Consider the following 13,638-nt stretch of genomic DNA (forward strand, 5'->3'; position numbering starts at 1 on the left):
GCCTCGTCAGGTAGACGTTGCAAAAGGGCGCCACGTTACAGTGGGGGATCAGAGGCTGATGCCCACATCGAACACTATGCTGCGCCCCAGGTTGTTGCGCAAGAAATCCGGCGCGTCCGGGTGGGCGAACAGCACCCGGGCAAATGTCGGCCCCACCAGCGACAGCGAGCGCCAGCCCTGGCGCAAGTATTCGGTGGGTGGGGGGAAGTGGCTGTTGAGGTCGAGCACTTCGCGCTTGAGGCTGGTGAACGCGACGATATCCAATTCGCCCAGGTCCATCCCGCGCTCTTTGTAGTTATGGGCCTTCTTGCGCAACGTGGGCGCCAGGCGCAGCAGGAATTCATGGGCGGGGATGCGCCGCGGCTTGGCTTCGCGCCGCACCAGCTGGCTCAGGGAGAATGCACTGCGTCGACGCAACAGCTCGTCACGCCATTCGTCGTTCAGGCGGCGCCCTTCATCGAGTACGAAAAAAACCTCGAAACTGGCATCGCGAAACAACACATCGGGCGGTTCTTGCCCGGCGGGGTGAAACTCTTCGGCGCGGTAGGGCACATTCAAGCCTTGCAACAGGCGCTGGCAGACCCAACGCTCACGCTCCCATTTGCGGGCATTGGACAGGAACGCATTGGCTTGTTCGGCTGCTACGGTGAGCAGGCGCAAATAATCTGAGTCATCCATGCCTGCAGCTTAGCGTCCAAATGATGACCGCAGGAAGTCCTGCTGCAAAAGCCAGGGTGTAGACTGGCCTTTCAAGCGTAATTCCCCCGAATGAGGAGCGTGCAGTGAAGTGTCTGGTGGTGCTGTTGCTGAGTCTTTTGCCGGTATGGGCACAGGCTGTTGAAGTGGGCGAACGCCTCGCTCCCTGGACCTTGCTCGATCAATTCGACCAAGCCTATACCCTCGATAACCAGGCACGGATTCTGTTGGTGGCGCGCAGCATGGACGCGGCCAAGCAGGTGGATGCTGCGCTGCAAGGCCAACCTGCAGGCTACCTCGAAGCGCGGCATGCGGTGTTCGTCGCTGACATCCAGCGCATGCCTCGACTGATCGCCAAATTGTTTGCGGTGCCGGCCATGCAATCCTACAACTACCGCGTCATGCTGGACCGTGACGCACGTATCGCCCCGCGTTATCCCGCGGCGGCGGATAAAGTGCTGTGGCTGCAGTTGGATCACGGTACGTTGGTTTCTCAACATGAATACGGCACTGCTGCCGAACTGCGCCAGGCCCTGGAGCAGGTGAAGCCGTGATCAGTGCCGCAGTGCTGGCGCCCACAACCCTCGGCATCGGCTGGCTGTTGTATGCACCGGTGCTGCTATGGGCGATCCTGCGCTCGCCATGGGTCGAGTTGTTTGCCGACCGGCGGCGCCAGCATTTGTTGTTCGGTACGGTGTTCGCACTGTTCATGTTGTGGCTGGTACGACGGGATTTCGACACCGGTGTGTCCTACCACTTTATCGGTATGACCGCCGTAACCCTGCTGTTGGATTGGCCCCTGGCCATCGTCGGTGGTTTTGCCGCCCAGTTCGGGTTAATGCTGCTTGGACGCCAGGACCTGGCAGCCCTTGGCATCAATGGCCTGCTGCTGGTCGTGCTGCCGGTGCTGGTCACCGAGGGCTGTGCGCTTGTGGTCGAGCGAGCGCAGCCACGCAATCCCTTCGTGTATATCTTCTGCTCCGGTTTTTTTGCTGCCGCGTTGTCGGCCTTGTTTTGCCTGCTGCTGGGGCTGGGGTTGCTGTGGTTCGACGGTCGTTTTGCCATGCCTGAATGGCTGGAGGATTTCGTCGGCTACCTGTGGCTGATCATCTTCCCCGAAGCCTTTATCAACGGCATGGTGATCAGCGCCCTGGTGGTGTTTTGTCCGGAATGGCTGGAGACATTCAACCGCACACGCTACCTCTCGGCGCCCTGGAAGGATGACGAATCGCAGCGTTGACCCAGATCAAATCCCGCGCAGCCGAGCAGGCCCATGCTCTGCGAAATTTTCCTAGGCAAGGCGGGAGCACGAATCATGAGTGTGTACGAGTGGGCACGGCAGGAGTTGCGCAGAAGCCAGGATGCGGCACAGGAAATCGGTTTCGACCCGGGCTTGACCCTGCGCGCGATGCTCAGCGCGGTGGTGCAGCAGAGCAAGGGCGTACGCAGTTTCGAAGACCTGGCCGACGAGCTGCAATACCTCGCAGAAAACCTCGACGACCAGCAGGAATACGCCTTTATGCGGCCTTAGTGGCGCGGCGGCAAGTCTTCGGAAAACAGCTCGTCTTCGGCATCCGGCGCCACGGGAATCTTGTGTTCCTCGGCGGCCCACGCGCCCAGGTCGATGAGTTTGCAACGGTCCGAGCAGAACGGCCGGTTGGGGTAGGCTGCATTCCATTCCACGGGTGCACCGCAGGTTGGGCAGTCGACGGTCAAGGGTTGGCTCATGATCGGCCTCCACGCAAAGTAAGGTAAAAGTGGTGCAGTCGCTCGACCTCGCTGTGCAGCCAGGCGAGATCCTGGTCATTGACCAGCACGTCATCGGCATGGTTCAGGCGGTCTTCACGGCTGGACTGTGCCTTGAGAATTGCCTGAACCTGTTGTTCGCTGATGCCGTCGCGCTGCAGGGTACGCTGAATTTGCAGCGATTGCGGCACGTCGATCACCAGGATGCGCTGGGTCATGCTGTACTGGCCGGATTCGATCAGCAGCGGGGACACCAGGATCGCGTAAGGCGAGCGGGCGCGAGCCAGGTGACCGCGAATCTCCTCGCCAATCAACGGGTGCAGCAAGGCTTCCAGCCAGCGGCGCTCTTCGGGCACCTCAAAGATCAGCTTGCGCAACGCGGCGCGGTCCAACTGGCCGTCGCGCTGCAATACGCCAGCACCAAAATGCTCGGCGATGCGGGCCAGCGCCGGCCGGCCGGGTTCGACCACCCAGCGCGCGGCGTGATCGGCGTCCACCAGGTCAATGCCCAGGTCGATAAAGTGCTGGGCTGCCGCACTTTTACCGCTGCCGATGCCACCGGTGAGGCCGAGAATCCAAGGTGTTGCAACAGGAGTGGTCATCTGAAACCGACAGACTGCAAATAGAAGTCGGTTATTTGACCACCCCAGAGCAATGCAATCCAGCCGGCAATTGCCAGATACGGACCAAACGGCATCGGCGTGGACGCCAGGGTCTTGCGCAGGCGCATCAGGATCAACCCGACAAACACCCCCACCAGCGACGACATCAACAGTGTCATCGGCAATATCTGCCAGCCGCCCCAGGCGCCGAGCAAGGCCAGTAACTTGAAATCACCGTGGCCCATGCCGTCTTTGCCGGTGACCAGCTTGAACAGCCAGAACACGCACCACAGGCTCATGTAGCCGATCACGGTGCCCCATAGTGCGTCGGGTAATGTCGTCAGTAATCCAAAGCTGTTGACGATCAGCCCCAGCCACAGCAATGGCAGCACCAGCACATCAGGCAGCAACTGGTGGTCTGCGTCGATCAGGCTCATTGCCAGCAACCCCCAACTCAACACCAGCACCGCTGCGGCCTGCCAGCCAAAGCCGAAATGCCAGGCAACCCAGGCCGAGATCAACCCACAGGCGAGTTCCGTGAAAGGGTAGCGGGGGCTGATGGCTCCCTGGCAATGGGCGCAGCGCCCCCTGAGCATCAGGTAGCTGAGCAGTGGGATATTTTCCCACGGCCGGATTGGATGATCACAGTGTGGGCAGCATGAGTTGGGGTGCATCAGGTTGTAGGTCGGCCCGCCAGGTTCGGCAGGCAAGCCGAGCACTTCATGGGCCTGGTCACGCCATTCCCGTTCGAGCATTTTTGGCAGGCGCCAGACCAGCACGTTGAGGAAACTGCCGACGATCAGCCCCAGTACCAGCGCGATGGTGACAAAGGCCAATGGGTGCTCGTTCAACAGCAGGCTCAAAATGCACTCCCCAGCTGGAAGACCGGCAGGTACATGGCGATGACCAGCGCGCCGACGATGCCCCCCAGCACCACCATGATCAATGGCTCCATCAGGCTGGTGAGGTTGTCGACCTGGTTGTCCACGTCAGCCTCATAGTGGTTGGCGACCTTTTCCAGCATGTGTTCCAGGGTGCCCGACTCTTCGCCGATCGCCGTCAGTTGGATCGCCATGCCGGGAAACAGGCCGCTGTTGGCCATGGATTGATTCAGTTGCATGCCGTTGGATACATCGTGACGCATATGTTCGATTGCCTGTTTGAACGGGCCGTTTCCCACGGCGCCAGCGACTGAATCCAATGCCTGGACCAGTGGAACACCGGCGGCGAAGGTCGTGGAGAGCGTGCGGGCGTAGCGGGCCACGGCGGATTTTGTCAGCAGTTTGCCTGCCAGGGGCGCTTTCAACAAACCTGTGTCCAGCCAGTAGCGAAAGCCCGACGAAGCCCGATAGGCCTGGCGCAGCCCAGCGGCTCCCGCGACTATGCCCAATACCAGCATCCACCATGCGTGCTGCATGAACGCCGACAGGGCGATCACGTGCAAGGTAAATGCCGGCAGTTTGCCGTCGACTCCGGCGAACAGGGCCTGGAACTGCGGTACCACGTGGACCAGCAGTATGCCGGTGACCAGGCTGGCAACCACCAGGACAGCAATGGGGTAGGTCATGGCCTTTTTGATCCTGGCCTTGAGCTGTTCACTCTTTTCCCGGTGGATCGCCACCCTTTCCAGCAGTGTCTCAAGCGCCCCGGCCTGTTCGCCGGCGGCCACCAGGTTGCAGTACAACTCATCGAAATAACGCGGTTGTTTGCGTAATGCCTCAGCCAGGCTGCTGCCGGCGGCGATCGCCTGTTTAAGTCCCAGCACCTGCTCACGCACAGCGCGATTGTCGACGCCTTCGCTGATGATGTCGAAGGCTTGCAGGAGTGGAACCCCAGCCTTCAGCAACGTAGCCAGTTGGCGTGTGAACAGCGTGATGTCAGCCGCTTTGACTGATGGGGTGAGGCTTGGCGGCAGCGGGGATTGCTTGCGCACACGACCGGGGCTGATCCCTTGCTGGCGCAGTTGTGCCTTGACCAGGGCTGCGTTGTGCCCCTTGGTTTGCCCGGACACCCTGCGCCCTTTGCGGTCGATGCCTTCCCAGGCGTAAGTCGTTGAAGCGTTGTCCATGTCGCGGTTCCGCATACAGGCTGTCGAAGATTTATAGCTTAGTCAGGTGACGGATTCGGGCATGCCGATGGCGCGGGATAAAAATGTCAGAATGTGCGTCTTGAGCGCGATTGGCCGCTTGCGGGTGAGTACACTGGCGCCGTTGCAAAAACGGGGTGCAGGACGCGCCTTGTCATGAGTTCTATTCTGGAGAGTGAATGTGATACGTCAGAAAGGCTTTACCTTGATCGAGTTGTTGATCGTCGTGGCAATCATCGGCATTTTGGCCACCATCGGCCTGCCCATGTACACCACCCACCAGGCCAAGGCCAAGTTCACTGCCGGCCTGGCTGAAATTGCCGCGTTGAAGGCTGGTTACGAAGACACCATGAACCAGGGCACCGTACCTACCGTGGCCTTGATCGGCGGCACCAGCCCTACGGCCAACTGCAAGATCGACGTGGCAGGCGATGTGGCCACGGGGGCGGGCTCCATCAGCTGCGAAATACTCGACGCACCGGCACCGGTGCTGGGCAAGACCATCACCCTGGTCCGCAGCGCCGCCGGCTGGAAGTGCGCGACGACCGCTGAAGCGAAATATGCCAGCAAGGGCTGCGGCGCCGACGGCGCATAACTGCTAAACCATCCACAGGGAAGTAGAGGTGGCCGATGGTGTTATCCGTACAGCAGCGAGGCGGTGTTTTCCTGGTAGCAGCGGTGTGCCTGTTGAGTGTCGGCATCTGTGCACCGTTCGGCGGGCATGATCTACAGCGTGTCATGCAAATTGCCATCGGGTTTTGCGCGGTGCTGTATGGGTTGTCGGTTACCTCCACTGAACCCTGGGTAGACAGGCCCACTGCCTGGGGCGTGGTGCTGGTTGTGGTGCTGGGCCTGCTGTCCTCGGCGCTGGCCCATCAGCCGCTGTGGGCACTCACCGAAGTGGCGCTGTTTGTCAGCTGCGCGGCGATTGCCGTCGCCTTTGCCCTGCTTCGTCGTCACGGCGGCGAGCCTCTGGATCGCGTGCTGATCCTGGTTGTGGTGTTGCTGTGCCTGATCAAGTCGCTCCAGTATCTGTATGCCGGTACGCTGGCGTTCACCAGCGGCGAGCGCATGCTGGATCCTGACCGACTGCTCTCCGGCTTTTCCAACAAGCGTTTCTACGGACAGTTTCAGACATTTACCTTGCCATTGCTGGCGCTGCCTTTGCTGATACCCAATGTCTCCCGCGCCTTGCGGGGGATGGTGTTTGCGTTGCTGTGTGTCTGGTGGCTGATAGCAATCAGCGGCGGTACGCGGGGTACCTGGCTTGGCATGGGCGTGGCGGGCGTGGTGTTGGCGCTGCTTGGGCCATGGGGGCGTCGCTGGCTGGGCTGGCAATTGGTCGCGGTGTTGGTTGGGCTGTTGCTGTATTGGCTGATATTCACGGGGCTGGCGGATTACCTGGGGATTGAACTCACCAGTGATGCCGCGGATCGCCTCACCACTTCGCTGTCGGGACGGGGCCCGATCTGGTGGCAGGCGTGGCATATGCTCGTCGAGCGACCGTGGCTTGGTTACGGACCGATGCATTTTGCCGATATTGCCAACAGGATTGCCGCTCATCCCCATCAGGCGATCCTGCAATGGGCCAGCGAGTGGGGTGTACCCTCGGCGCTGTGCGTGGCGGTGTTGGCATGGCGAGGCGGCTGGACCACCTTGGCTGTGCTACGCGAGCGAGCGCTGTCCGCCGCGCGGGTTGACCTGCTGCGCTTGTGCCTGTTTGCGGCGTTGGTGGGGACGCTGGTGCAGGCCATGGTCGATGGCGTGATCGTGATGCCCAACTCCCAGGTCTGGTTGGCGCTGGTGGTGGGCTGGCTGATGGCGCTGCATGAGTTGCGCGTGCCAGCAAGCGCTGTGCTGCCGTTGGCGCGGAACCTATGGAAAGCCTTGGGTGTGTTGGCCGTTGGTCTGTTGGTATTTATCGCGGTGCGCGATGTGCCTCACCTCCAACAAGCCCAGCAGCAGTACCAGGACCGCAAAGGTAATTACCTGCAACCACGCTTCTGGGCTCAGGGGGTGATTGCTCGTTGAAGGGTGCAAGTTGCCGGGCGCCCGATGCGGTGCTAGCTTTAGTCCACCGCCCGTGTAGCTCAGTTGGTAGAGCAGCGCACTCGTAACGCGAAGGTCGCAGGTTCGATTCCTGTCTCGGGCAAAAAGGCAATACTGTTTCAAAGGCAATGTTTTCAGATGATCCCAGAATGGTTCTGAAGGCCAGACGAGTTGGCACGTGTGCCCTCTCTTTTGTATCTGCGCAACCTTGATGACCCAGATGCATCCCCATTCCTCGATCTAAGAGAACGACATGACCACGACTGAAATGACCCAGGAAGTTCGGCATCAAGCAGCCCTCGAAAAATACCTTGAGGAATCGCCGCAGCTTAAAGAAGAGATCAAGGACCTGAGCGCCGATGATCAGCGCGACCAGATCCAGTGGGCGTTTGAGGACGAGGCCGAGAGCCAGGGCTTCCAGCCTTGGGAACTGACCCTCAAGTACACCTCGACGCCGGAAGAGTTCGAAGCGGCGCGGCTGGCCTTGCACAAAGAGGCGGCCGAGGTGCTGGGTGTCGAATGGGAAGAATACTGCGAGATGAACGACCTGGTCGTTTAGACGCAGCTTGTAGGAGCGAGCTTGCTCGCGAAAATCGCTAACGATGACGCGGGCTGCCTGGTTCCCTGCGGCGTTCTCAGGTTTTTCGCGAGCAAGCTCGCCCCTACAGTTAAGGTGCTCAGATACTGAGGCGCATCGACAAATCCACCGCCTTCACATCCTTGGTCATCGCACCAATGGAGATGTAGTCCACCCCCGTCTCTGCGATAGGCAGCAGGGTGCTTTCATTGATCCCGCCGCTGGCTTCCAGCTTGGCCTTGCCGCCATTCAGGCGCACGGCTTCCCGCATGTCTTCCAGGCTCAATTCATCGAGCATGACGATGTCGGCGCCCGCCGCCAGCGCTTCGCGCAGTTCGTCCAGGCTCTCCACTTCAATTTCCACCGGCTTGCCGGGTGCGATCTTGTGGGCGGCGCTGATGGCCTGGGCAATCCCGCCGCTGGCAGCGATGTGGTTTTCCTTGATCAGGAAGGCGTCATACAAACCGATACGGTGGTTGTGGCAGCCACCGCAGGTCACCGCGTACTTCTGCGCGAGGCGCAGGCCGGGCAGGGTTTTTCGAGTGTCCAGCAGCTTGACCTGGGTGCTGGCGACAAAATCCGCCAGGAACCGGGCGCGTGTGGCGACCCCGGAGAGTAACTGCAGGAAGTTCAAGGCAGAGCGCTCGCCACTGAGCAGCGAACGCGCCGGCCCCTCCAGGTGGAACAGTGCCTGGTTGGGGCTGACGCGTTCGCCGTCGGCCACCTGCCAGTGCACGGCGACCCGTGGGTCCAGTTGGCGGAATACGGCATCCACCCACGCAGTGCCGGCGATGACGGCGGCGTCGCGGGTAATGATGGTGGCCGTGGCCAGCCGTTCGGCCGGGATCAACTGTGCGGTGATGTCGCCGCTGCCGATGTCTTCCAGGAGCGCGCGGCGCACGTTGGCTTCGATTTCGGCGGTGAGGTCGGCTAGACGGAGGTTCGGCATATCAGGCTCCACAAACAAAGTGTCCCGATTATAGGGGCAGCGTGCGTTTGAACCCAGGCTCACCACTCATTTACAGCGCAATGTCAGAGTTTGCTGGCGCAACGGCACTCATTTGCAAGATAATCTCGCGCCTTGCAATTGGCGTCATAGCTTTGACGTCCTGGTGATAACCGGTTATCCACAGCCTTATTGGGCCTGTACCCGATCTTTCCCCAACGCTTTACCGCCGTTTCAGGAGGCCAGGATGCACAATGACGGAAAGGTGGTGCCAATCAACAAGGCACAAGCCACGCCATCGCCGCTCGCGCGCCTGCCGGTGGTGCTGCTGCAGGTTCGCGACAAGGCGGCGCAGCAGTTGCAGCAGGGTTTACAGGAACTGTTCGATAACGCCGACGACACCTTGTTCGAAATGGCCGACAAGGCCCGCAACAACGTGGACCACCATATCTTCTTTGAAGCCATGCGCGACCTGCGCCTCAAGCGCAAGAATTTCGAGCGTGTGTTCATGGAGCGGCTGTTCGAAGCCTTTGGCAACCTGAGGCTGGCGGGCCGTGGTGAACTTCAGTTGGTGCCGGTGGTGTCCTATGACGCGGCCTCAGGCACGTCCAAGGATGACCTGGAAAAAGCCGTCGCGCTTGAAGCCATGCTGGGCCGGGTGCGCCACCGCGACGGCCTGGCGCTGTCGCAACTCACGGCACGCCTGAGTGTCTTGCTCGGCAATCGCCTGGACGACTGTGAAAACCCCCTTGGTCCGGCGCTGCTGTGCGAGTTTTTCCTGCGTGCCGGGCGTAGCCTGGGCGTGGAGATCCGCGTCAAGCTGATCATGCTCAAGCTGTTTGAAAAGTACGTACTCAGTGATGCTGACCAACTGTACGGTGAAGCCAATCAGCTGCTGGTCGCGACCGGCGTGTTGCCGGAACTCAAGGCCGCGCCGTCCCGCCGCCCCTGTGGCCGTGCCGCCCGTGATCATCAGCGTGAAGAGGTATTGCCGAGCACCGACCAACACGTCGACGAAAATGGCCAGCAAGCCTTCAGCGCCTTGCAGGCGTTGTTGACCGTCGTGCGTGGTAGCGTGTCGCCTACCCTTGAAGCCAGTGCCGAACCCCAGCCCATCGCCACCCGCGACCTGCTGCGGCTGTTATCCCATTTGCAGCAGTACGTCCCGGAGCCGGAAGCCGAGGATGATTTCGACCTGTGTAACCAACTCGAGCAGTTGCTTACCCGTGTCAGCGTCAAGAGTGGCAAGTCGCGGGTGGTGGAGGATGCGGATGAAGATGTGATCAACCTGATCGCCCTGCTGTTCGAATTCATCCTCAATGACCGCGCAGTGCCGGACGCCTTCAAGGCCTTGATCGGCCGCCTGCAGATCCCGATGCTGAAAGTGGCGGTGCTGGACAAGAGCTTTTTCAGTCGCCCCGGTCATCCGGCTCGGCGCCTGTTGAATGAAATCGCGACTACCGCCATGGGCTGGAGTCCGGTCGATGACTTCCAGCGCGACAGCCTGTACCTGCGCATAGAGCAGGTGGTTCAGCGTTTACTCAATGAGTTTGTTGAAGACCCGGCGATTTTTTCCCAATTGCTGACTGAGTTCACTGCGTTCACCGCCGATGAGCGTCGTCGCAGCGAATTGCTTGAACAGCACACCCGCCATGCTGAAGAAGGGCGCGTGCGCACAGAAGCGGCGCGGGCACGGGTGGCCGAGGTACTGAATCGACGGATGCTGGGCAAGGTTTTGCCGCAGGTGGTGGTGCAGTTCCTGCAACAGGCCTGGAGCCAGGTGCTGTTGCTGGCCAGCCTCAAGCACGGCGAGCAGTCGGTGCAATGGCAAGCAGGGCTGCGCACCATGGATGAGCTGATCTGGAGTGTCAGCCTGCCGGCAGACACTGAAGCCGGGGTGCACTTGCTGGAGCAGTTGCCTGGGTTGCTCAAGGCACTGCGCGACGGTTTGACCAGCGCTGCATTCGACCCCTTCAGCACCCGTGATTTTTTTGTGCGCTTGCAGACCCTGCATGTCCGGCCGCCAGAGGGGGGCGATGGATGGCTCGAAGTGCGTGAACCCTTCGTGTTCAGCGTACTGCCGCTCGATCCCGTCGAGGGCCTGCCGGAGGATGATCCGGACCTGGCCAAGGTGCACCAATTGCGAGTCGGTGACTGGATCGTGTTCCAGCAGGGCCCGGCAGGCACCCTGCGGTGCAAGCTGACGGCGATCATGGCGCCGGCCAACACCTACGTTTTCGTCGGCCGTACCGGGCTCAAGGTTCTGGAGAAAAGTGCGGGCCAACTGGCAATGGCGCTCAAACGTGGCGCGCTGCATCACCTCGACGACGAGCCGCTGTTCGAGCGGGCGCTGGCGGCGGTGGTGGGCAAGCTGCGTCAACTCAATCGCGGCAAGTGATCGCAACCACGGGGTCGAACGCGGCATACTGGTCACACTTAGTCACGTTCAAGGATCCTGTATGCAGTTGGACCCCGCCAGCGGCTGGTGCCAGGGCATTCGCCATTGCCCTTCACCCAACTTCAACGAGCGCCCGGCAGGCGAAATCTCACTGTTGGTGGTGCATAACATCAGCCTGCCACCCGCGCAGTTCGCTACCGGCAAAGTGCAGGAGTTTTTCCAGAATCGCCTGGACGTCACGGAACATCCCTACTTTGAAGGGATTGCCGACCTACGGGTGTCTGCGCATTTTCTGATTGAGCGCGATGGCACCGTGACGCAGTTTGTGTCCTGTATAGACCGGGCCTGGCATGCCGGGGTCTCGTGCTTCGAAGGGCGTGAGACGTGCAATGACTTTTCCTTGGGGATAGAGCTTGAGGGCACGGATGATTTGCCGTTCACCAACCCCCAGTATGTATCGCTGATCGACCTGACACGGCAGTTGCTGGCAGCCTACCCAGGTATTACGCCGCAACGTATTTGTGGCCATAGCGACATCGCTCCGGGGCGCAAGACCGATCCCGGCCCCGCTTTTGATTGGGCGCGCTTTCGCAGCGCCCTGCAGGATGGAGGACACGCACGATGAGTTTTCTGGTGTTGGTGTTGGCCGTGTGGATCGAGAAGTTCTCGGCCCTGCGCCAGCGGTTGCAGCGTGATGGCGGCTGGTTGCGCGAATTGGCCAAGTTGGAGTCGAGCCCGCGCATGGGCAAGCAGCCGTGGCTGATTCTGGTCCTGCTGGTGTTGCTGCCGGTGGCGTTGCTGGCGTTGTTGCTGCTGGTGCTGGAACCGGTGGCCTATGGTTTGTTGGCGCTGCCGGTGCACTTGCTGGTGGTGATCTACAGCTTGGGCCGTGGCGACCTATTGGCTGGGCTGGGGCCATTTCGCGATGCCTGGCGCCGTGGTGACCTGCAGGCGGCCGAACATGTGGCCGAGCGTGACCTGAAGTTGGGCGCCGACAGCGGCGAGCAACTGTTGGAGCGCGTCCAGGGCCATCTGTTGTGGCAGGCCTACCAGAGCTTCTTTGCCGTGATTTTCTGGTACTTCCTGTTGGGGCCGGTCGCCGCGCTGGCCTATCGACTGCTGGCGCTCGCCAGTGAGCACAGCCAGAACCCTCTGGTGGCTGAGCGCGCCGGGCAGCTGCGTCACGCGTTTGACTGGCTGCCGGTGCGCCTGCTGGCGGCCAGTTTTGCGCTGGTGGGCAACTTCGTCGCGGTCAGCCGTGTCATGCTCCACGAGTTGTTGAGCTGGGACATCAGCGCCGCGCAACTGGTGGAAAAAGTTGGCCTCGCCGCCGCTGAAATCCCACCGCCCGTAGTGGGCGCAGACGGTATCAACAGCCTGGATCGCCTGTGGGAACTGCTGCTGCGTGCGGCGGTGCTGTGGTATGCCGGGTTTGCGATCTGGATCGTGCTCCCCTGATTCCTGTGGTGAGCGGGCTTGCCCCGCGACGGGCTGCGCAGCAGCCCCCTGCCACTCTCACTCGTTAACTTTACGTTACAAAACTCCCTTTCAAATTGAGCTATACAGACAGAGCGCCAAATAGTGGCTTTCTGCCGCCGCCCTGCGCCTGAATAAAAATAAAACAAAGGGGAGGTCACCTGTGAAGAGCTTGCTCTATCCCGCCGTCGCGCTGATGAACCGTCTTAGCTTCGGCCTGAAGTTCAGCCTGATCAGCGTGCTGTTCCTGCTGCCGATGCTGGCCACCAACTATTACCTGGTGCGTGATTCCTGGCGCGAATTCCAGGGCACCCGTGTCGAGCTGCAAAGCCTGGATTTGCTCGGCAGCAGCCTGGTCCTGCGCCGTGACCTGGAAACCCTCAATAACCAGGTGCAGATCAACGCAACGCTCGGTCAGTCCGGCAAGGCCGCTGACCTTGAGGGCAAGATCAGCGCCTTGGAGCAGAGCGTGCTCGCCCGTCTGCAAGGCCTCAACCCGATGGCTGCCGAACCTGAGCAAATCGCTGCCTTTGAAGGTAAGCGTGACGAACTGATCACGGCCTTCCAGGCCCAGCAACAGGAAAGCTCGCTGCAGAGCAAAAGTGCGTTGATCGGCAAGTTGCTCAACAAGGCACAGATGCTCAGCCAGATCATTGCCAGCCAGTCCGGCTTGAGCCGCGACCCCCAGAGTGACTTGCGCCAGCTCAGCGAGCTGATCACCAGTATCACCCCGCAGGTCACCCAGACCCTGGGAGAAGGCCGGGCGATGGGGGCCTACTCCCTGGGCCAGGGTTTTCTCAACTCATCTTCCAGTACCCGCTTCGACGAACTGCTGCAACAGTTGGAAAAGCTCCAGGGCGAATACGCCTTGAAATTGCAGGACGTCCTGGGCTCCAGCAACGCCGCGCACGCGGCGCTCGACAGCCTGGCCAAGGCCAGCAACGCCAGCCTCAAGCACGGCAGTGAATTGTTTGAAGAGCAGGTGGTGATGGCCGAAACCCTTGACGCGCCGTGGCAGGGTTTCTATGACAGCGTCAGCCAATTGATGGAGCACACCTATCA

Annotated in this window: 15 protein-coding genes, 1 tRNA gene and 1 pseudogene; 11 read left to right on the forward strand and 6 right to left on the reverse strand. The window is 60.8% G+C overall.

Annotated features, from left to right (window positions below):
* Nucleotides 1-48: 48 nt before the first annotated feature.
* The gene (locus tag BFQ01_RS02200) at nt 49-678 is read right to left on the reverse strand and encodes a DUF1780 domain-containing protein (protein ID WP_027604891.1); all 630 of its coding nucleotides are present in this window, start codon (nt 676-678) and stop codon (nt 49-51) included.
* 104 nt (nt 679-782) lie between these two features.
* On the opposite strand from BFQ01_RS02200, the gene BFQ01_RS02205 reads away from it, so the two are divergent.
* The 3 genes from BFQ01_RS02205 (at nt 783) to BFQ01_RS02215 (ending at nt 2,227) form a co-directional block, all read left to right on the forward strand.
* Nucleotides 783-1,250, forward strand: coding sequence for an FAD/FMN-containing dehydrogenase (locus BFQ01_RS02205; RefSeq protein WP_065924080.1), 468 nt, complete (start codon nt 783-785; stop codon nt 1,248-1,250).
* A complete protein-coding gene (locus BFQ01_RS02210; RefSeq protein ID WP_065924081.1) occupies nt 1,247-1,936 on the forward strand; it encodes an energy-coupling factor ABC transporter permease in 690 nt (229 codons plus the stop codon). The genes BFQ01_RS02205 and BFQ01_RS02210 overlap by 4 nt, the downstream gene beginning before the upstream one ends.
* A gap of 75 nt (nt 1,937-2,011) precedes the next feature.
* On the forward strand, nt 2,012-2,227 hold the full coding sequence (locus BFQ01_RS02215) for a hypothetical protein (RefSeq protein ID WP_003171680.1): 216 nt from the start codon (nt 2,012-2,014) through the stop codon (nt 2,225-2,227).
* Here BFQ01_RS02215 and yacG read toward each other — a convergent pair.
* The 4 genes from yacG to BFQ01_RS02235 are packed head-to-tail and all read right to left on the reverse strand — an operon-like array spanning nt 2,224 to nt 5,112.
* Complete coding sequence (gene yacG / locus BFQ01_RS02220) at nt 2,224-2,424, reverse strand: DNA gyrase inhibitor YacG (RefSeq protein ID WP_065924082.1); 201 nt, start codon at nt 2,422-2,424, stop codon at nt 2,224-2,226. The genes BFQ01_RS02215 and yacG overlap by 4 nt on opposite strands.
* Nucleotides 2,421-3,044 (reverse strand): dephospho-CoA kinase, encoded by a 624-nt coding sequence (gene coaE / locus BFQ01_RS02225; RefSeq protein ID WP_065924083.1) that lies wholly within the window; start codon nt 3,042-3,044, stop codon nt 2,421-2,423. The genes yacG and coaE overlap by 4 nt, the downstream gene beginning before the upstream one ends.
* Nucleotides 3,041-3,907, reverse strand: coding sequence for a prepilin peptidase (locus BFQ01_RS02230; RefSeq protein ID WP_065924084.1), 867 nt, complete (start codon nt 3,905-3,907; stop codon nt 3,041-3,043). Before BFQ01_RS02230 ends, coaE begins: the two co-directional genes overlap by 4 nt.
* Nucleotides 3,904-5,112, reverse strand: a complete 1,209-nt coding sequence (locus BFQ01_RS02235) for a type II secretion system F family protein (protein WP_065924085.1) — start codon at nt 5,110-5,112, stop codon at nt 3,904-3,906. Before BFQ01_RS02235 ends, BFQ01_RS02230 begins: the two co-directional genes overlap by 4 nt.
* A 202-nt stretch (nt 5,113-5,314) precedes the next feature.
* Here BFQ01_RS02235 and BFQ01_RS02240 point away from each other — a divergent pair, with 202 nt between their 5' ends.
* From BFQ01_RS02240 to BFQ01_RS33255, 5 genes and pseudogenes are all read left to right on the forward strand, one after another.
* Nucleotides 5,315-5,725, forward strand: coding sequence for a pilin (locus BFQ01_RS02240; protein WP_065924109.1), 411 nt, complete (start codon nt 5,315-5,317; stop codon nt 5,723-5,725).
* A gap of 35 nt (nt 5,726-5,760) precedes the next feature.
* A complete protein-coding gene (locus BFQ01_RS02245; RefSeq protein WP_065924086.1) occupies nt 5,761-7,161 on the forward strand; it encodes an O-antigen ligase family protein in 1,401 nt (466 codons plus the stop codon).
* A 48-nt stretch (nt 7,162-7,209) separates the two neighbouring features.
* Nucleotides 7,210-7,282, forward strand: a tRNA-Thr gene (locus BFQ01_RS02250).
* A gap of 150 nt (nt 7,283-7,432) precedes the next feature.
* Nucleotides 7,433-7,738: a DUF6388 family protein gene (locus tag BFQ01_RS02255; RefSeq protein WP_027604882.1), complete on the forward strand. Its 306-nt coding sequence runs from the start codon at nt 7,433-7,435 to the stop codon at nt 7,736-7,738.
* A 21-nt stretch (nt 7,739-7,759) separates the two neighbouring features.
* Nucleotides 7,760-7,849 (forward strand): annotated as a pseudogene (locus tag BFQ01_RS33255) (outer membrane lipoprotein carrier protein LolA); the annotation flags it as partial.
* Between the two features lie 7 nt (nt 7,850-7,856).
* Here BFQ01_RS33255 and nadC read toward each other — a convergent pair.
* Nucleotides 7,857-8,705, reverse strand: a complete 849-nt coding sequence (nadC, locus tag BFQ01_RS02260; RefSeq protein ID WP_027604881.1) for a carboxylating nicotinate-nucleotide diphosphorylase — start codon at nt 8,703-8,705, stop codon at nt 7,857-7,859.
* Between the two features lie 244 nt (nt 8,706-8,949).
* On the opposite strand from nadC, the gene BFQ01_RS02265 reads away from it, so the two are divergent.
* From BFQ01_RS02265 to ampE, 3 genes are all read left to right on the forward strand, one after another.
* Nucleotides 8,950-11,100, forward strand: coding sequence for a DUF1631 domain-containing protein (locus BFQ01_RS02265; RefSeq protein WP_065924087.1), 2,151 nt, complete (start codon nt 8,950-8,952; stop codon nt 11,098-11,100).
* A gap of 61 nt (nt 11,101-11,161) precedes the next feature.
* Complete coding sequence (gene ampD / locus BFQ01_RS02270; RefSeq protein WP_065924088.1) at nt 11,162-11,725, forward strand: 1,6-anhydro-N-acetylmuramyl-L-alanine amidase AmpD; 564 nt, start codon at nt 11,162-11,164, stop codon at nt 11,723-11,725.
* The gene (gene ampE, locus BFQ01_RS02275) at nt 11,722-12,558 is read left to right on the forward strand and encodes a regulatory signaling modulator protein AmpE (RefSeq protein ID WP_065924089.1); all 837 of its coding nucleotides are present in this window, start codon (nt 11,722-11,724) and stop codon (nt 12,556-12,558) included. Before ampD ends, ampE begins: the two co-directional genes overlap by 4 nt.
* Nucleotides 12,559-13,638: the final 1,080 nt, after the last annotated feature.

Origin of the sequence: Pseudomonas sp. 8 R 14 (assembly GCF_900005955.1) — a bacterium.
GTDB lineage: Bacteria > Pseudomonadota > Gammaproteobacteria > Pseudomonadales > Pseudomonadaceae > Aquipseudomonas > Aquipseudomonas marginalis.

Bases quoted from the DNA above. Each gene is read 5' to 3' on its own strand.
- BFQ01_RS02200 (WP_027604891.1), bottom strand. From the start codon at position 678: ATGGATGACTCAGATTATTTGCGCCTGCTCACCGTAGCAGCCGAACAA.
- BFQ01_RS02215 (WP_003171680.1), top strand. From the start codon at position 2,012: ATGAGTGTGTACGAGTGGGCACGGCAGGAGTTGCGCAGAAGCCAGGAT.
- yacG (WP_065924082.1), bottom strand. From the start codon at position 2,424: ATGAGCCAACCCTTGACCGTCGACTGCCCAACCTGCGGTGCACCCGTG.
- coaE (WP_065924083.1), bottom strand. From the start codon at position 3,044: ATGACCACTCCTGTTGCAACACCTTGGATTCTCGGCCTCACCGGTGGC.
- BFQ01_RS02235 (WP_065924085.1), bottom strand. From the start codon at position 5,112: ATGGACAACGCTTCAACGACTTACGCCTGGGAAGGCATCGACCGCAAA.
- BFQ01_RS02245 (WP_065924086.1), top strand. From the start codon at position 5,761: ATGGTGTTATCCGTACAGCAGCGAGGCGGTGTTTTCCTGGTAGCAGCG.
- BFQ01_RS02255 (WP_027604882.1), top strand. From the start codon at position 7,433: ATGACCACGACTGAAATGACCCAGGAAGTTCGGCATCAAGCAGCCCTC.
- nadC (WP_027604881.1), bottom strand. From the start codon at position 8,705: ATGCCGAACCTCCGTCTAGCCGACCTCACCGCCGAAATCGAAGCCAAC.
- BFQ01_RS02265 (WP_065924087.1), top strand. From the start codon at position 8,950: ATGCACAATGACGGAAAGGTGGTGCCAATCAACAAGGCACAAGCCACG.
- ampD (WP_065924088.1), top strand. From the start codon at position 11,162: ATGCAGTTGGACCCCGCCAGCGGCTGGTGCCAGGGCATTCGCCATTGC.
- ampE (WP_065924089.1), top strand. From the start codon at position 11,722: ATGAGTTTTCTGGTGTTGGTGTTGGCCGTGTGGATCGAGAAGTTCTCG.